The 16,807-nt window shown below is 45.5% G+C and carries 16 protein-coding genes and 1 tRNA gene; 9 read left to right on the top strand and 8 right to left on the bottom strand.

The window, feature by feature from the left end:
* Positions 1–211: 211 nt before the first annotated feature.
* From THICY_RS06975 to hsdR, 5 genes are read left to right on the top strand one after another with little or no spacing between them, the layout of a single operon-like run.
* Positions 212–1,669 (top strand): class I SAM-dependent DNA methyltransferase, encoded by a 1,458-nt coding sequence (locus THICY_RS06975; RefSeq protein WP_013835912.1) that lies wholly within the window; start codon positions 212–214, stop codon positions 1,667–1,669.
* Positions 1,666–2,865, top strand: a complete 1,200-nt coding sequence (locus tag THICY_RS08800; protein ID WP_013835911.1) for a restriction endonuclease subunit S — start codon at positions 1,666–1,668, stop codon at positions 2,863–2,865. Before THICY_RS06975 ends, THICY_RS08800 begins: the two co-directional genes overlap by 4 nt.
* A complete protein-coding gene (locus tag THICY_RS08785; RefSeq protein ID WP_013835910.1) occupies positions 2,862–3,083 on the top strand; it encodes a hypothetical protein in 222 nt (73 codons plus the stop codon). Before THICY_RS08800 ends, THICY_RS08785 begins: the two co-directional genes overlap by 4 nt.
* Complete coding sequence (locus THICY_RS06960) at positions 3,076–3,981, top strand: Abi family protein (RefSeq protein WP_013835909.1); 906 nt, start codon at positions 3,076–3,078, stop codon at positions 3,979–3,981. Before THICY_RS08785 ends, THICY_RS06960 begins: the two co-directional genes overlap by 8 nt.
* An 18-nt stretch (positions 3,982–3,999) precedes the next feature.
* Positions 4,000–6,447 (top strand): EcoAI/FtnUII family type I restriction enzme subunit R, encoded by a 2,448-nt coding sequence (gene hsdR, locus THICY_RS06955; protein ID WP_013835908.1) that lies wholly within the window; start codon positions 4,000–4,002, stop codon positions 6,445–6,447.
* 51 nt (positions 6,448–6,498) lie between these two features.
* Here hsdR and THICY_RS06950 read toward each other — a convergent pair whose 3' ends face one another.
* The 7 genes from THICY_RS06950 to folB all read right to left on the bottom strand — a co-directional run bounded on the left by THICY_RS06950 (position 6,499) and on the right by folB (position 12,236).
* The gene (locus tag THICY_RS06950; RefSeq protein WP_013835907.1) at positions 6,499–6,954 is read right to left on the bottom strand and encodes a helix-turn-helix domain-containing protein; all 456 of its coding nucleotides are present in this window, start codon (positions 6,952–6,954) and stop codon (positions 6,499–6,501) included.
* Positions 6,955–6,975: 21 nt separating this feature from the next.
* A complete protein-coding gene (locus THICY_RS06945; RefSeq protein WP_013835906.1) occupies positions 6,976–7,314 on the bottom strand; it encodes a DUF4258 domain-containing protein in 339 nt (112 codons plus the stop codon).
* Positions 7,315–7,881: 567 nt separating this feature from the next.
* Positions 7,882–7,957 (bottom strand) — tRNA-Asn (locus tag THICY_RS06940).
* Positions 7,958–8,113: 156 nt separating this feature from the next.
* Positions 8,114–9,505, bottom strand: a complete 1,392-nt coding sequence (mgtE, locus tag THICY_RS06935) for a magnesium transporter (RefSeq protein ID WP_013835905.1) — start codon at positions 9,503–9,505, stop codon at positions 8,114–8,116.
* Positions 9,506–9,843: 338 nt separating this feature from the next.
* The gene (locus THICY_RS06930; RefSeq protein WP_013835904.1) at positions 9,844–10,611 is read right to left on the bottom strand and encodes an undecaprenyl-diphosphate phosphatase; all 768 of its coding nucleotides are present in this window, start codon (positions 10,609–10,611) and stop codon (positions 9,844–9,846) included.
* 54 nt (positions 10,612–10,665) lie between these two features.
* The gene (locus THICY_RS06925; protein WP_013835903.1) at positions 10,666–11,841 is read right to left on the bottom strand and encodes a class I SAM-dependent methyltransferase; all 1,176 of its coding nucleotides are present in this window, start codon (positions 11,839–11,841) and stop codon (positions 10,666–10,668) included.
* A gap of 14 nt (positions 11,842–11,855) precedes the next feature.
* Positions 11,856–12,236 (bottom strand): dihydroneopterin aldolase, encoded by a 381-nt coding sequence (gene folB, locus THICY_RS06920; protein ID WP_013835902.1) that lies wholly within the window; start codon positions 12,234–12,236, stop codon positions 11,856–11,858.
* 78 nt (positions 12,237–12,314) lie between these two features.
* On the opposite strand from folB, the gene plsY reads away from it, so the two are divergent.
* Entirely contained in the window at positions 12,315–12,902 is a 588-nt protein-coding gene (plsY, locus tag THICY_RS06915; protein WP_013835901.1) for a glycerol-3-phosphate 1-O-acyltransferase PlsY, read from the top strand.
* On the opposite strand, the gene tsaD is transcribed toward plsY, so the two are convergent.
* Positions 12,886–13,947, bottom strand: a complete 1,062-nt coding sequence (gene tsaD / locus THICY_RS06910) for a tRNA (adenosine(37)-N6)-threonylcarbamoyltransferase complex transferase subunit TsaD (protein ID WP_013835900.1) — start codon at positions 13,945–13,947, stop codon at positions 12,886–12,888. The genes plsY and tsaD overlap by 17 nt on opposite strands.
* 191 nt (positions 13,948–14,138) lie before the next feature.
* On the opposite strand from tsaD, the gene rpsU reads away from it, so the two are divergent.
* The 3 genes from rpsU to dnaG all read left to right on the top strand — a co-directional run bounded on the left by rpsU (position 14,139) and on the right by dnaG (position 16,681).
* Positions 14,139–14,357 carry a 30S ribosomal protein S21 gene (gene rpsU / locus THICY_RS06905; RefSeq protein WP_006460960.1) on the top strand — a complete coding sequence of 73 codons (219 nt, stop codon included), beginning with the start codon at positions 14,139–14,141 and terminating at the stop codon, positions 14,355–14,357.
* Between the two features lie 2 nt (positions 14,358–14,359).
* On the top strand, positions 14,360–14,803 hold the full coding sequence (locus THICY_RS06900) for a GatB/YqeY domain-containing protein (protein ID WP_013835899.1): 444 nt from the start codon (positions 14,360–14,362) through the stop codon (positions 14,801–14,803).
* An 81-nt stretch (positions 14,804–14,884) separates the two neighbouring features.
* Positions 14,885–16,681 carry a DNA primase gene (gene dnaG, locus THICY_RS06895; RefSeq protein ID WP_245534950.1) on the top strand — a complete coding sequence of 599 codons (1,797 nt, stop codon included), beginning with the start codon at positions 14,885–14,887 and terminating at the stop codon, positions 16,679–16,681.
* The last annotated feature ends 126 nt before the right edge of the window (positions 16,682–16,807 follow it).

Genomic DNA, 16,807 nt, shown 5'->3' with positions numbered 1-16,807 from the left:
AAGGCGCTTTTTTTATGCCTGGAATTCATAAAAATCAACAGCTTAGTGTTTTTCGCTGTCGAAACCCGTCTTTTGCATTCTATTTTAAAGTTTTGCTTGTTTACTACAAAAGGGCATGACAACCAGTCCTGGTGCTAGTAAAATCGACCAACTAAACGCCTAATAATGCGTATTTTGCGGTCACCTACCCTACTAGCCTATAAAGAGTCCTATGTTCGAACAAACCTTTAAAAATATTGATGACATTCTTCACAAAGATGCCGGTTGCTCCAGCGAACTCGACTACACCGAACAAACATCATGGATGCTGTTTCTTAAATACCTAGACGACCTGGAATACAGCAAATCGCTAGAAGCCGAACTCGAAGGTCGTGAGTATCAATACATTATTGACGAACAACACCGCTGGGGACATTGGGCGGCACCGAAAGATGTCCAAGGCAATTATGACCACAATAACGCGCTTACCGGTGATGACTTAATGGATTATGTCGATGGCGAGCTGTTTCCCTATTTAAAATCCTTCAAGCAACGTGCCGACAGCCCCGACACCATTCAATATAAAATCGGCGAAATCTTCGGCGAGATTAAAAACAAAATCCAAAGCGGCTACTCATTGCGTGATGCGCTGGAAAAAGTCGATCAACTGCAATTCCGCTCCCAAGCTGAAAAACACGAACTCTCGCACCTCTACGAAGTCAAAATTAAAAACATGGGTAATGCCGGGCGCAACGGCGGCGAATACTACACGCCGCGTCCGTTAATTCGCGCCATGATTCAAGTCTTAAACCCCAAAATTGGTGAAACCATTTATGATGGCGCGGCGGGTTCGGCGGGCTTCTTGTGCGAAGCCTTTGATTACTTGCGCCAACAACCCGGCTTAACGGTGCAAGACCTTAAAATCCTGCAAGAAAAAACCTTCTACGCCAAAGAAAAGAAATCGCTGGCGTATGTCATCGCGATTATGAATATGATTCTGCACGGCATCGAAGCGCCGAATGTGATTCACACCAATACCCTGGCGGAAAACATAGCCGACATTCAACAGAGTCAACGCCACGATATTATTTTGGCCAACCCGCCGTTTGGCGGTAAAGAGCGCCCCGAGGTGCAACAAAACTTCCCGATTAAAACCGGCGAAACCGCGTTTCTGTTTTTACAGCACTTTATTAAAATGCTCAAACCCGGTGGCCGCGCGGCGGTAGTGATTAAAAACACCTTTCTCTCTAACACCGACAATGCCGCGATTGCCTTGCGCAAAGAATTGCTGGAAAACTGCAACTTGCACACCATTTTAGATATGCCTGCCAAAACCTTTTTAGGCGCGGGCGTAAAAACCGTGGTGTTGTTTTTTACCAAGGGTGAACCGACCCATAAGATTTGGTATTACCAGCTAGACCCAGGGCGCAGTCTTGGCAAAACCAATCCGCTTAACGATCAGGATATGCGCGAGTTTATTGAACTGCAAAAAACCTTTGCCGATGGCAACCAGGCCTGGTCGTTAGCCGTGCAAAACCTTGATTTGACCACTTATGACTTGTCGGTAAAAAATCCAAATGCACCGGAAGATGCGCCGCTCCGCGACCCGCAAGAGATTATGGATGAGATACGTGAACTCGACCAGCAAAGCGAAGCCATCCTCGCCAATATCCGGGAGCTGTTGGGATGAGTTGGCAGGTTAAGAAGCTGGGAGAGGTTTGCACAGTAATTGCGGGACAGTCCCCGGAAGGAAAGTTCTATAACGACAAAGGAGATGGTGTTCCGTTTTATCAGGGAAAAAAGGATTTCGGAAATAAATTTATTGGAGCTCCAACTACTTGGACAACAAAAGTAACTAAGCTGGCGGAGGCTGGTGATGTTTTAATGTCTGTAAGGGCACCAGTTGGTCCAATAAACTTTTCAACAGAAAAAATATGCATAGGCAGGGGGTTAGCTGCAATAAGAGTTGGAAGAACTGTTAATAAGGAGTTCTTATATTATGGCTTACTATCTAAACAAGCCGTAATTCAAGGAAGTGAAGGCGCAGTTTTTGCATCAATAAATAAAAATCAAATAGAAAATATTGATTTTCTTATCCCTTCTCTCGAAGAACAAAAGCGGATTGTGGAGATCTTGGATTCGGCGTTTGAGCAGATTGACCAAGCCAAAGCCATCGCCCAACAAAACCTCCAAAACGCCCGCGAGATTTTTGATAGCGCTCTTAGTCGAGTTAGTTTCCCAAAAAGGAGTTGGGTTAGTGCAAGACTTCAAGATATCACTTTAAAAATTGGCAGTGGCGCGACCCCTAGAGGTGGACAAAGTTCATATAAAACTGAAGGGGTTTCGCTTGTCAGAAGTATGAATGTGCATGATAGGTCTTTTGAGCCAAATAAATTAGCGTTTATTGATGACGAGCAAGCAGCAAAACTTTCCAATGTTATAGTTGAGAAGGATGATGTTCTGCTTAACATTACAGGCGCATCAGTCGCTCGGAGTTGTCTAATGTCTTCAGCGTACTTGCCCGCGCGGGTTAATCAGCATGTTTCAATTATTAGACCTTTTAGTACGATTATTAAGCCTAAGTTACTTAATTTCTTTTTGACCTCAAAGGCATACAAAGACAGTCTGTTAAAGATTGGCGGTTCAGGAGCTACTAGGGAAGCTATAACAAAAAAACAGATTCAAGACTTTGTTATTTATTTCCCAAAATCTACGGATGAACAAGACACGCTTATTAAGCAGGTTGAAGAAATAGAAAATCTTAGCCAGAACCTCGAATCCATCTACCAGCAAAAAATCGCCGCACTCGAAGAATTCAAGCAATCCCTCTTACAACAAGCCTTTAGCGGCAACCTGACCGCCAATCATTCGGGTGCGCCGGTATGAACCATCGTGATATAGCCCTTGTCGATGAATTACGCCTTAGCCGCAATGAGCAGGCCTGGGTGGCGTTTAGAGCGGGCGATGTCAAAAAAAGCATTTGTTATTTGTCGGTGCAAAGCTTTATAATAAGATTCAACAACACCCCTCCCGCTACCCAAGTCTATGACGAGAACAGCGCCCTGCGAGGGGTTTTTCGTTTCTGGGGATACCGTTATGGCTAAGGTTAGCTATCAAAAACCCCATCTTAGCTACGCCGAACAACGGCAAAAACTGCTGGCACAAGGTATGGTGCTAGACCTACCGGATGCGCAAGTTGAGCATTTCCTTTCCCATCTTAATTATTATCGTTTATCCGGTTATTGGTACGGGTATCGTGAAAACGGTCAAAAGTTTAAGCCTAATACCCGCTTTTCAGACATTCTCGCCCTGTATCAATTTGATAAGTCATTGCGCATTTTATTGTTGGATGCGATTGAGCAGATTGAGGTCTCTATTCGCACCAAGCTGGCTTACCATTTAGGGGCTAAGTATGGCGCACACGCTTTATTAGATGCGAGTTTGTTTAGCAACTCAAAGGTGTATCACGATACCTTGGCAAAATTGACAGTGGAAGTTTCAAGAAGTCGCGAGGAGTTTATCTTGCACCTGGCCGCAAAGTATCACGAACCTGTGCCGCCGATTTGGGCTGCAGTCGAGGTGATGTCAATGGGGCAATTGTCGAGTTGGTTTAAGAATTTAAAAACGCGACAGGATGCGCTGGCTATCGCTGACAATTATGAGCTAGATAGTAAGGTTTTAACCTCGTTCTTACATCACTTAACCATTTTGCGCAATCACTGCGCACACCATGCGAGGGTATGGCATAAGCATTTTACGTTTAAGCTGCAACTTCCTAGCCATAAACCCCATGCGGTGATTGAGGCGTTTCAAACAGAACGCCAAGCCCAAAGCAAAATTTATAACACCTTGGTGATGATGGCTTGGGTGCTAAACAAGGTGCAACCTGAACACGATTGGTTGCATCGATTAACGGCACTGCTGGATTCGTACCCACAAGTGAATAGAGCGCAGATGGGTTTTCCTGCCAATTGGCAAGCGTATCCCATTTGGAAAAGTTGAGATAACTGAGGTCATTTAATGAGAAACGAAGCTGACACACGCGCAGAACTGATCGACCCGAAACTGCAACAAGCGGGTTGGGGGGTGACTGACCAGGCGTATATTCGCCGAGAGGTGATTTGTCCTGGGCGCATTATGCTGGGCGGGCAACGCGCGAAACCGGTGAGCAGCGATTATGTGTTGGTGTACAAAAACCGCAAGCTGGCGGTGGTAGAGGCCAAAAAAGAAGCCTTGTCTTATAGTGATGGCGTGCGCCAAGCTAAGGATTATGCCACGCGATTAAATTGCCGATTTGCTTATGCCACCAATGGTCATGTGATTTATCAGATCGACATGGCGACGGGTGAGGAAAAGCAGGTAGATCGTTTTTTATCCCCTGAAACCTTATGGCAGATAACCTTTGATGAAACCGCGCCTTCGGTTAGCCAGGCCTGGCGGTTGCGCTTTAGCGAAGTGGGTTATGAAACCAAGTCGGGCAGTTGGCTGCCGCGTTATTACCAAGAGAACGCGATTAATGCGGTGTTGGATGCGATCGCCAAGGGTAAAAATCGGATTTTGCTGACGCTGGCTACCGGCACGGGGAAAACCTCGATTTCTTTTCAAACCTCCTGGAAGTTATTTCACAGCAAGTGGAGTTTGTCGGCGCAAAACGAACCCGCACTCGCAAAACGCCGCCCGCGTATTTTGTTTTTAGCTGATCGCAATATTCTCGCCAAGCAGGCGTTTAACGATTTCAACCCGTTTGGTGAAGATGCGTTAAAACGTATTGCACCCCACGAAATTAAAAAGGATGGCGGGGTGCCAAAAAACGCCAGCGTATTCTTTACCATCTTCCAAACCTTTATGAGCGGCGGTCAAGATGAGCAAGGCAATGACACGCCTTACTTTGGCGATTACCCGAAGGACTTTTTTGACCTGATTATTATTGATGAATGTCACCGTGGCGGCGCGAATGATGAATCCAGTTGGCGTGCCATTTTGGATTATTTCTCGCCGGCGGTGCAATTGGGTTTAACCGCCACGCCTAAGCGTACCGAGAACGCCGATACTTATGGCTATTTTGGTGACCCGGTTTATAGCTATACCCTGAAACAAGGCATTGATGATGGTTTTTTAACGCCGTTTAAGGTGATGCCGATTGTTGGCACGATGGACGAGTATGTTTATAACCCATCCGATGGTTTGGTGGTGAAGGGCGAGCCTGAACCGGGCAAGCTGTATAAAGAAGGCGACTTTAATCGGCTTATTACCATTCCGGCGCGTGAGCAAAAGCGTGTTGAGTATTGGATGGACCAATGTAATCCGCATGAGAAAACCATTGTGTTTTGCGCCACCCAAGAACACGCAGGCCTGGTGCGCGATAGGATTCAGCAGTATGCGGTGAAACGCGGTTGGACGACTAATCCCAATTATTGCGTGCGGATTACCGCAACCGATGGCGTAGCGGGTGAGAATGATTTAAAAATTTTCCAAGACAATGAAAAAACCATCCCCACCGTATTAACCACTTCACGCAAGCTCTCAACCGGTGTCGATGCGCGTAATGTGCGTAACATTGTGTTGATGCGACCTTGTAACAATATGATTGAGTTTAAGCAGATTATTGGGCGTGGCACGCGGCTGTATGATGGTAAGGCGTTTTTTACGATTTATGATTTTGTGAAGGCGCATCATAATTTTGCCGACCCGGATTGGGATGGCGAGCCTGCGGAAGTGACTGAACCGACATCCTGTGAAAAATGTGGTGAGTTGCCTTGCGTGTGTAATAAAACGGGCGAGCCTGAGCCGCCTTGCTATGTCTGCGGACAGCAACCGTGTGTCTGTTCTAAGCCAAAACCCGAGCCATGCCCTGAATGTGGCCAACGACCTTGTGTCTGTAATAAGATTGAAAAGGTGGTGTTGGAGTTGTCGGATGGCAAGTCACGCCAGATTAAGTTTGTTTCCACGACCTTATATTGGGGGCCGGATGGTAAGCCAATTTCTGCGAAAGAGTTTTTGGAGCGGATGTTTGATGATTTGCCAAGATTCTTTAAAAATGAAGATGAGTTGCGCAGCATCTGGCGCGATCCCATCACACGCGATAGCTTGTTAGACCAGTTAGCCGAAGCAGGTTACGACAAACCATTATTTGACCAAATGAAAGCACTTATCGAGGCCGAGCAGAGCGATGTATATGATGTGTTGGCCTATGTCGCCTTTGCCAGCGAGGTGTACTCGCGTCATCAACGCGTGGAACGGGCGAGTCGCGAGATACAACAGCACTACACCAGTCAACAGCAAGCGTTTATAAACTTCATACTTAATCAGTATGAGTTGCATGGCGTTGAACAGTTGTCGGTTAAAAATATGAAAGGTTTGCTAGAACTGAAGTACAACTCACTGCCGGATGCGCTGGCGCACTTGGGGTCGATCCCGCAAATCCGCGAAACATTTGTCAGCAGTCAGGGGTATTTATATGAGCAGTAATAGTAGAGTTTTCAAAGCTTTTGCTTAACCCACGCCTTTATGTTGTCTGCATCAGGCGGTTTTACGAACCCAGTGTTTATCGCGTTTTTCAAACTCTAATTGGTTCATGGTGTCGTTGGTATCCAGCTCACTCAGGCTTTTAAGTAATAATGCAATGTGGCTATCTTGTTGCAGCGTTTCTTGATAGTAGGCGCGGAGTATCACATCGCTGGTGCGTGGAATCGTGGTTTCGCCTTTTTCCCAGCGCGCAACGGTTTGACCATCCACCCCTAATAGATCGCCAAGGGCTTTTTGAGACAGATTGAGTTCAGTGCGTAGAAAACGAAATTCTTGCGCGGTCAGGGCGCTAGTTTTTTGTGTTAAAGCATGACCAATCTGCGCGTGCAAATCGTCAAGCGCATGAATACTGGTATAGGTTTCGCCATCTTCAATAACGACTTCGTACCCATTCGCAAGGTACACGTTATCTAACCCACACTCGGTGTAGTGGTATAGGTGGTCATGCATATTTAGTCTCCGTTAGTGGTCTTATTTGACCATAACCGTCACGATGTACGCGTTCGGTTCTGTTTCACATTCTTTTAAATCTATGACAACTTCAATACGTTCGCCGGCAGCAATGCCAAGAAGATTGCATTTCCAGCTGCCCCCAGGTGTAAGGTGCGGGCGTTCAGTAAAATAGCTGTTAGCACTTTTTAGAACATCAAAAACTTGCCGAATTGTTACATTCCTTTCGGTCATGCGTTGTTTTGCATGTTGTCCAAAGCGCACCTTGTGCGTTTGATTGCTGGCCAAATCACGGATGATTTGTTTGGCAACCTTGTCTTGCAAGGGAAAGGTAACGATCGGTTGATTGTTCTCGTCCATAAAGTGCCTATCAAATTGATAGCTATCATTTTGATAGCTTGTGTCTGACTTGTCAATTGTCTTTTACTGGAAAAGTACGGAAGGTTAACTTAGTGTTAGAATGACAACTGACTTGTGCGCTTGGTGACAACTAATGTGGGTTTGTCTATGGCTAGCACAGTGCCTTAAAGGGTGAGATTTTTAGGCATGAATTTAGAAGTAAAAAAATTTCCAAAAGTGTGACCAAATGTGTGACTTTTTAAAAGGTTCTATTTTAAGTAATTGATTTTAAATAACTATTGATGGCCGGTGTAGCCACCATTTTCATAAATTAACCCGCTTCAAGCGGGTTTTTTTATGCCTGAAATAACGAAAAATCAACAGCTTAGTGTTTTTCGCTGGCCAATTTAACATTTCAGTTGGAACCTAAAAAGCGGGTGACAGTGGCTATACTATTTTTATTGCTTGATTCGGAAGCAGTTAACTAAGCATTGGAAAAAGCCTTAACAGGTTTGGCTGTTAACGATCATTAAGTAAGATTAGGTCATAAAAAAACCCCAGTTAAATAAATAACTAGGGTTTAAAATTTGGCTCCCCAACCTGGACTCGAACCAGGGACATACGGATTAACAGTCCGGTGTTCTACCAACTGAACTATTGGGGAATAGTCGTTCAAACTTGCGTTTGCTGGGGCGTATTATAGAGCCTTAGAAAGACTTTGCAAGCCTTTTTATGAAAAATATTTAATCATCCAGCGCCTGTATTTATTGGCTTTGCTTATAGGGCTCCATGTTGAAGTGGCTTGGTTAATTTGCGTTACCTAACCACTCGTTGGTAATATCGCTACAGCAATACTAAAGTAAATTAGGATGCCTAGGATATCCGCCATCGAGGTAATTAAGGGCGCACTTGCCGTTGCAGGATCAATTTTCAATTTGGACAGTAAGAAGGGTAAGCTCATGCCCATTAAACTGCCGACAATAACTACGGCAACCATGGATAGTGCCACAACAGCAGCTAAATCCCAGCCGCCACGCCAATAGCCAATCGACGCAATGGCAATACCCATGGTAATACCCAAGGCCGCGGCTACACTGACTTCTTTAATAATTAATCGACCCCAGTCGCGCAGTTCAACATCGCCCGTGGCTAGTGAGCGCACCATTAAGGTAGAGGCTTGTGAGCCCGCATTCCCGGAACTACCAATTATTAAAGGTAAAAAGAACACGAGGGCGACCACGGCTGTAATGGTATCTTCAAAGGTGGCAATCGCCAGGCCAGCAAAAATATTAACAAATACCAATAATATTAACCAGCCGATGCGTTTACGATAAAGCAACACTGGGCTCGCTTCGCTTATGCTAAAGTTAATAACCCCAACAGAACCCATTTTATGGAAGTCTTTAGTCGTTTCTGCTTCGGCAATATCTAAAATATCATCGACGGTTACCATGCCGACTAGCTCGCCATCAATATCAACAACAGGCAGAGAGTTGAGATCATAATGCTGCATCATCTCGACAGCTTTTTCCTGGTTCTCCGTGGCTTCAATAAAGATAACCTTGTGGTCCATAAGATCGGCAATTAGGTCACTGGAGTCACGTGCTAAAGCCAACTTACGGATATGTAAGGCATCTAGTAGGATATTGTCTTCATCTAAAACAAACAGTGTATTTAAGCGTGTGGCATCTTGATTTAAATCTTTTAAATAATCGAGGGCATATTGGATGGTCCAGTCTTTATGGATGGCAACGTAATCTGGTCGCATAACACGCCCAACACTATCGGCTGGGTAACCTAATAACAACTGAACTTCACGTAGCTGTTCATGGGGCAGTTTTTGGGTCAAGGTTTTTACAATCGCCGCTGGCAACTCATCGAGGAAAGCTGCGCGGTCATCCGCTTCAAGACTTTTAACCAGATGCAAGCTATCTTCATCACTGAGGTGGGAGATAAGTTCTTCTTTAGCGGGTTGCGATAAATAGGCAAAAACAGCGGAAGCCGTTTTACGTGGCAGGGTGCGAAAAAATAAAATTTGGGTAGCTTTGGCAAGCCCTTCAAGTAGCTCGGCGGTGTCTTGCACTTCAATGAGCTGAATACGTTGACGAATTTTGTCGAACTGTCGCTGGTTGAGTAACTCTTCCAGCTCGTCGAGGCGGTCATGGAAAACCTTAGTGTTATGTGACGGGTCATACTCCCATGGATAGCTCATAATTAGACTTTTATGTTGATCATTGAATTGCGAACTATTTTAACAAAATTTAGTTACCACTTAATTAATGTTATGAGGGTGTGTAAAAAATTATCCGAATCTTAATGGCTTGACTGACCACTGTTACAAAGCGGTCAGTAGTGAGTAGTGCGAGAATTAAGCGGGCATATCCAGCATCATCACAGCAATAGAGAAGAAAATAATGACGCCCACACCATCGGCAAGGACACCACAAACGCAATTTCATAACCGCCACGGAAAATGCCCAGTGTCGCCACCGCCAAGTCACTAGACAAGATCAGGTGTTTTTCTTGTCAGTGACTTGGCTTGGCCGCTTCTTACACAAACCAAATTAATAGTGCGCTACCTAACAGAATACGGTAAATACCGAAGGCGCGAAAGGTAAAGTGTTGTAGAAACTTTAAAAACAATTTAATGGATAGCCAAGCGACCAAGAAGGACACAATAAAGCCGATAATTAATGGAGTGAAGCTGGTTTGAGCAAAGGCATCGTAATGTTTAAGCAGTGAATAACCGGAAGTGGCGGTCAGCACCGGAAGGGCTAATAAAAAAGAGAATTCGGCCGATGTTTTACGGTCTAAACCAGTCAGCATGCCGCCAATAATAGTGGCACCGGCACGACTGGTGCCGGGTATCAGTGCAAAAATTTGGGCAAAACCGACCCAAAGCGTTTGTTTGTAGGTTAGCTGATCAAGGTTGCGCACGGTATGCTGGCTTTCCTTGTAAAAATGTTCGACCACTAAAAAGATGACTCCGCCGATAATAAACATCCAGGCCACGGTGGCGACATTAAATAGGGCTTCAATGCTGTCGGCCAATAAAAAACCGATGCTGGCGATGGGCAAAAAAGCAATAAATACCTTGATCCATAGCCGATATTGACTGGGGTGAAAGCGCTCGGCATAGGTAGCAAAAACCGCTAAAATAGCCGCTAATTGAATAATGATTTTAAATGCGGTGTTGTGGTCATCCTGATTAAGTCCCATTAGTTCTGCCGCGACAATTAAATGTCCAGTTGAGGAGATGGGTAAAAACTCTGTTAAACCTTCAATGATGCCCAAAATAACGGCGTGAAAAATATCCATAGGTTTTAAACTCACAAATTAACGCATTTAAATTCGCGTGATTATAGCAATTCGTTACAGTAGATGACGCAAATCGCGCTGCTGAAAGCCCATTAGCGGCTGGTCAAAATTTTTGGTGAGTGCCATCATTTTAAAACTTTCACCCATTTCATCAGGCAATGTTAAGCGTTTAATTTGTTGCGACAACTGTAACTGCGCAACGACGTCTTGTGATTGCTCAAGTGTCGATTCAAGCAAGCCAGTGCTCATCAAAAAATGTGCTTGCGTCGTGTAGCCGGCAACTTTAAAGTGCGCGGCATAAGCCGATTCAGCGACAGTGGTAAAGTCCACATGCGCGGTAATGTCTTGGAGCCCTGGGTACCAAAACGGATTGTTATGCGCGCGTTGCTGGTAGTGGCAGCGGAGTGTGCCCATGTAGCGGGTGGATTGCCAAAGCTCACGACGGGGGTAGCCATAATCGATGAGCAGTACCATGCCTTGGTTTAAAACGCTATCTAAGCTGGCTAACCAGGGCTGGATATTAAGGTTGATTTCAGCATGATAGCCGCGTGGATTGGGTTCGCCGATGACCTGTTGTAAGCGATTGGCTATTTTTTGCAAACGTGTGTCGGTAATGGGTTGATAAACCCAGCCAAATTGTTGCTGGGCGTCGTCCCAACCTACGTAGGCTTGTAATTGTTGTTCAGGTTCTAGTCGGATGCGCTCAACCGGCATGGCGTCGAGAACTTCATTGGCTAAGATAACGCCATTAAAAGCCTGTTTGGGTAGCTGTTCTAGCCAAACAACTTTTTGACGCAGTGCTTCAGGTAGCTCGCTGAGCGTTTCAGCTTGCTGCGCCTTCAATGCTGCACTTACTTCCAAAATGTAGTAATGGCTAAATTGATCCGCTCGATCAGCCAAGTACCATAAGATGTCTTTGGCCATGGTGCCACGCCCAGCACCAAACTCTAAAATAGCACCCTGGTCGATATGGCTTAAAACTTGCCAGGCCTGGTTAGCAAGGCATTGCGAAAACAGGGGACTGATTTCAGGCGCGGTTGTGAAGTCGCCACCGGCACCAATTTTAGTTAAACCATTAGCATAGTAGCCGAGTTCGGGTGTGTAGAGCGCCATCTGCATAAAATTGGCAAAGGTAGGGTTGCCGTGACGTTGGATGCGGCGTCGAATATAGTCCGTTATTTCGCGACTCAGTGCCAGCGCATCTGGTTCAGGTGTGGGGAGTTTGTTCATGGTTGATTTCATTGTTATTGAGTACGCCAGCGTGTAATGTGGAGGCCAACTTGCTGACTGTTTGCAACGGCATGGGGTTTGGCGAGCGTGAGTTTGATGCCTTGAATTAAGGGAAAGTCAGCTAACAATTTTGTGACGATCTCATGGGCAAGGGTTTCAATAAGTAAATGGGGTTTGGCTTGACAGTGTGATTCAATAAGCTGTGAAACTGCCGCGTAATCAATCGAGTCCTGAAGTTCGCCAGAGGCAAAAATTGGGCTAAAGTCACAGTAAAGCTTGAGGGTAAAAAGCAGTGGTTGGGGCTGCACTTGTTCCCAGGGATGAATGCCTACAATGCAATTAATGCGTAGGTTTTCGATAAAAATATAATCTGAGTTTGGCGCTTGTGCTGTCATCTTCAGTAATTGATTCAGTTAAAAGCTATAATAGTGCGCAGTTTATCGAATATCGGAGGCGTTGTGGAAGTAATTTTTATGGCTCTGTTGTTGGGCGCCTATCTGCTGGGATCAGTATCAAGTGCTATTATTGTCTGTCGCTTGATGGGTTTGGGGGATCCGCGCGAGGAAGGTTCGGGTAATCCCGGTGCCACGAACGTATTACGTATTGGAGGCGACAAGGGCAAGCTAGCGGCCGGAGTTACTCTTGCGGGTGATATGCTTAAAGGGGTCGTGCCGGTTTTGATTGCCCATGCTTTAAGCTTTGAGCCAGTTTGGGTGCTTTTGGTCGGTATGGCCGCATTTTTAGGGCATTTGTATCCGGTATTTTTTCAGTTTAAAGGTGGCAAGGGTGTCGCAACCTTTTTAGGCGTTATGGTGGCGGTCAATTTTTGGGCTGGGTTACTTGTTGTGGCAACCTGGTTATTTGTGGCTAAGGTCTTAAAGATTTCGTCCTTATCCGCACTGATTGCAAGTGCTCTAGCACCTGTTTATCTCTATTTTATTAGTGGTGAGCTAAGTTGGGTCGTTTTAACTGCTGCGATGACCGTGTTATTGTTTTGGCGTCATCGCAGTAATATTGGGCGCTTGCTACGGGGTGAGGAAACCTTTAAGCGAACTCGCTAGGTGGGTTCAGTTGTTCGAGTGGCCAGCGTGCCTTTGCTGAAAAATTAAGTGTGGGATTGTGCTGACCGGCTTGTAGGCGCTGAGCACCCGCAAAAGCAATCATTGCCGCATTGTCGGTGCAAAACTCGAGGCGAGGGAAGTAGGCTTCACCACCACGCTGTTGCATCAGCGCCGTTAAGCTAGCGCGAATCGCACGGTTAGCACTGACGCCACCCGATACGACGAGACGATTTATGCCGGTCGCAATTAAGGCACGCTTGCACTTAACGGTTAGTGTTTCTGCGACGGCGAGTTCAAAGGCACGGCATATATCCGCTCGCGTTTGGTCTGTGTCGACTCCTTGTTTAACCGCATTTTGCCAGGTATTTAGACTAAAGGTTTTTAGTCCGCTAAAACTCATATCTAGTCCGGGACGGTCTAGCATAGGGCGTGGAAAGTGGTATCGGTCGGGGTCGCCGTTTAATGCATATTTTGAAACAATAGGTCCGCCGGGGTAGCCAAGTCCCAGCATTTTAGCCGTTTTATCGAAGGCTTCTCCCGCGGCATCATCGAGTGTGTCGCCAAGGAGTTTATACTGTCCAATATCATCAACGCGTATGATTTGGGTATGCCCACCTGATATTAATAATGCAATAAATGGGAAGGCCGGTGGATTGGTTTCTAACATGGGTGCGAGCAAATGCCCCTCCATATGGTGCACGCCAAGGGCAGGGACCTTCCAAGCATAAGCTAAACTGGCAGCAATTGCCGACCCAGATAATAGGGCCCCCATTAAACCAGGGCCCTGAGTGTAGGCTATGGCATCGACCTTAATTGGCTCGATTTGTGACTGATTAACCTCGTTCATGAGTTGCTTAATGAGTGGAATCATTTTTCGAATATGGTCACGTGATGCCAGTTCGGGCACAACGCCGCCATAGATTTGATGAAGTTCGATTTGGCTAAATAAATGATGGCCGAGCAGGCCTGCTGATGTGTCATAAATGGCGACAGCGGATTCATCGCAAGAGCTTTCGATACCTAGAACCGTTAAACCTGAAGCCATTATAAGTCCTCTCGAGTAGGCTAAATGATGCGGTTTTACCGCGTTTATACGGTAAGACCAATAAATTTAACGAGATTTTAACAAAATTATTTGCAAATAACCTTGCGCAAAATTATAATCTTGCACTTTAATATTGACTGCATTCAGTCATGTTTCCAGAATTTCCCTATTTAATTTAAAGAAGAAGCTTTATGCCAATTGTAAAAGTTAGAGATACAGAGCCTTTTGACGTGGCACTACGTCGTTTTAAACGTGCTTGCGAAAAAGCAGGCGTGTTAACTGAATCACGCAAGCGCGAGTACTATGAAAAGCCAACTTGGGCGAAGAAACGCATGAAGGCTGCGGCTGTTAAGCGTTTAGCTAAGCGCTTGTCACGTGAACGTCGCCGTTTGAATGGTCGTCCATTTTAATTATGGATTATAAGTCTAAGCTAACAGATGAAATGAAACGCTGCATGAAAGCGGGTGAGAAATCACGTCTGTTAGTGGTCAGAACGCTACTTGCCGCCATCAAGCAACAGGAAGTTGATCAGCAGACGACGCTAAACGATGAGCATATCTTAGCGGTGCTTGATAAAGCCCTAAAGCAAAGAAAAGAGTCGATTGCTCAGTTTGAAGCCGCAGGTCGTCACGATTTAGTTGCAAATGAAGCGTCTGAAATGGCGGTGATTCAAGACTTCATGCCTCAACAACTTAGTGAAGCTGAAATTGCAAGTAGAATCGACCAAGCATTTAATGAAGTCAGCCCAAGTGGAATGCAAGATATGGGTAAGGTAATGGCTTTGCTTAAACCGCAAATGCAAGGTCGTGCCGACATGGCTAAGGTTAGTCAGCTTATTAAGGCCAAGCTTGGATAAGTTCATACGCAGTCGTTGATTGTGGAAAACCTGCATATGCAGGTTTTTTTGTTATGAGGGCAAAAGAGGTGATCAATGCAAATGCAAGGGACCATACCGCGCGACTTTATTGATCAGTTGCTTGCTCGCGTCAATCTTGTTGATGTTATTAACGCCCGTGTTCCTTTAAAAAAAGCAGGTGCAACCTACAAGGCGTGTTGCCCGTTTCATCAAGAAAAAACACCTTCCTTTAATGTTAATCCGACTAAACAGTTCTACCATTGCTTTGGATGTGGCGCTCATGGTGATGCCATTTCATTTTTGGTTGAGCATGACGGGTTAAGCTTTGTAGAAGCTGTTGAGGTGTTGGCGCAGCAAGTTGGTATGACTGTTCCACGTCAAAAGCTGTCTAAGCAACAGCAAAAGGTTCAACAGCAACGTATTGAACGTGAGCGTGACCTTTATGATGTATCCCATGCTGTTGCGAAGTTTTATCGTCAGCAATTGCGTGAGCATTCTTCATCTGATGAGGCTAAAGCGTATCTTCGTCAGCGTGGGTTAACACCGGAGGTGGCTAAGCGATTCATAATTGGGTTTGCACCACCAGGCTGGTCAACATTGGTTCCGGGTCTTTCTGCTGATGTACGTCTAACCCAGCAACTGATTGAGCTCGGATTGTTGGTAGAAAAGTCCGAAGATAAAGTCTACGACCGTTTTCGACATCGGATCATGTTTCCAATTCGCAATGGTAAGGGGCAGGTTATTGCATTTGGCGGGCGAGTGCTGAGTGAAGAAGATAAACCCAAGTATTTAAATTCGCCAGAAAGCCCGATTTTCCATAAAAGCGATACGCTTTATGGATTGTATGAGTGGCGAAAAAGTCGAGATGCCTCTGGTTATTTAATTGTGGTTGAAGGCTATATGGATGTTGTGGCATTGGCGCAGTTTGGCGTTGATAATGCTGTTGCTACCTTAGGTACAGCGATTACAGAGTCGCATTGCCAAATTCTTTTTAATCAGGTTGATACTTTGATGTTCTGTTTTGATGGAGACCGTGCCGGCTTAAATGCGGCCTGGAAGGCATTAGAGCTAGTGCTACCATTCATAGGTGGTCAGCGATCCGTTAAGTTTTTGTTTTTGGCTGAGGGTGAGGATCCAGACTCGACTGTGCGTCAGCTGGGGGCGCAAGGTTTTTTTGACTTGGTCGAGGATGCGTTGCCCTTGTCGGATTTTTGGATGCAAAGCCTGTTAACAAAGCTTAGCGTTTCAACAGCACATCCAGAAGGGCGTCAGCAGTTAGTGACCTTGGCGCAGCCCTATATTATGCGTGCAACGGCTTTGTATCAGTATCTTTTGTTGGAGCTGTTGGCTCAGCAAGTTGATTTGCCAGTGTGGCGTTTAGAGCGTCAAATGGGTTTAAAAACAGGATATACGCCACTCTCTCAGGGTGGTCGTGTGGCAAAAAATAGTGTTAGCCCGCGGCATCATAATGCTTCTTCCTCAGTAGTAAAACCGAGCATGTCGCTAGCAAAATATTTGGTGCGGATTTTGCTAATTAAACCACAGTGGGCAGGACAGCTTGCGCTGGTGTTAGGGAATCTGTTGCAGGCAACTAAAAACCAGGATGCACGAATGCTTTTGGCGTTGCTAAAGTGTTATCAGGTTACGCCACCACAGCAAACCCAGCTACTGGCAGAGTTTACTGACTACTATGCCTCGCAGCTGCAATATATAGAAGCACAACCTTTGCCAGATACGGATGAAGAGTTAAGTCCCATGTTTGAAAATATGGCTATTCGCTTAGCCGATGAGTTAGAAAAAGCATTATTAAAGCGCCAAGTGCACCAAGGTGACGCACTGGATGATTTGCAGGAATTTTTAACAGAGCGAAAAAAATAGCCCCCTAATATGCAACGGTTACGACTGTGCCAATTTGTGGTAAAGCAAACTTTAGGTGTTTTTGTTATAATATTCACCATTTTTTATGCGTCTGAAGCGTGACTGTATTAATTAAACCTAATCAGT

Origin of the sequence: Thiomicrospira cyclica ALM1 (assembly GCF_000214825.1) — a bacterium.
Lineage (GTDB): Bacteria > Pseudomonadota > Gammaproteobacteria > Thiomicrospirales > Thiomicrospiraceae > Thiomicrospira > Thiomicrospira cyclica.
The sequence above is the reverse complement of the archived record's forward strand: the minus strand, read 5'-3'. Positions and strand labels throughout refer to the sequence as shown.

Coding starts and splice junctions, on each gene's coding strand:
- THICY_RS06975 (WP_013835912.1), top strand. CDS start 212: ATGTTCGAACAAACCTTTAAAAATATTGATGACATTCTTCACAAAGAT.
- THICY_RS08800 (WP_013835911.1), top strand. CDS start 1,666: ATGAGTTGGCAGGTTAAGAAGCTGGGAGAGGTTTGCACAGTAATTGCG.
- THICY_RS08785 (WP_013835910.1), top strand. CDS start 2,862: ATGAACCATCGTGATATAGCCCTTGTCGATGAATTACGCCTTAGCCGC.
- THICY_RS06960 (WP_013835909.1), top strand. CDS start 3,076: ATGGCTAAGGTTAGCTATCAAAAACCCCATCTTAGCTACGCCGAACAA.
- hsdR (WP_013835908.1), top strand. CDS start 4,000: ATGAGAAACGAAGCTGACACACGCGCAGAACTGATCGACCCGAAACTG.
- THICY_RS06950 (WP_013835907.1), bottom strand. CDS start 6,954: ATGCATGACCACCTATACCACTACACCGAGTGTGGGTTAGATAACGTG.
- THICY_RS06945 (WP_013835906.1), bottom strand. CDS start 7,314: ATGGACGAGAACAATCAACCGATCGTTACCTTTCCCTTGCAAGACAAG.
- mgtE (WP_013835905.1), bottom strand. CDS start 9,505: ATGAGCTATCCATGGGAGTATGACCCGTCACATAACACTAAGGTTTTC.
- THICY_RS06930 (WP_013835904.1), bottom strand. CDS start 10,611: ATGGATATTTTTCACGCCGTTATTTTGGGCATCATTGAAGGTTTAACA.
- THICY_RS06925 (WP_013835903.1), bottom strand. CDS start 11,841: ATGAACAAACTCCCCACACCTGAACCAGATGCGCTGGCACTGAGTCGC.
- folB (WP_013835902.1), bottom strand. CDS start 12,236: ATGACAGCACAAGCGCCAAACTCAGATTATATTTTTATCGAAAACCTA.
- plsY (WP_013835901.1), top strand. CDS start 12,315: ATGGCTCTGTTGTTGGGCGCCTATCTGCTGGGATCAGTATCAAGTGCT.
- tsaD (WP_013835900.1), bottom strand. CDS start 13,947: ATGGCTTCAGGTTTAACGGTTCTAGGTATCGAAAGCTCTTGCGATGAA.
- rpsU (WP_006460960.1), top strand. CDS start 14,139: ATGCCAATTGTAAAAGTTAGAGATACAGAGCCTTTTGACGTGGCACTA.
- THICY_RS06900 (WP_013835899.1), top strand. CDS start 14,360: ATGGATTATAAGTCTAAGCTAACAGATGAAATGAAACGCTGCATGAAA.
- dnaG (WP_245534950.1), top strand. CDS start 14,885: ATGCAAGGGACCATACCGCGCGACTTTATTGATCAGTTGCTTGCTCGC.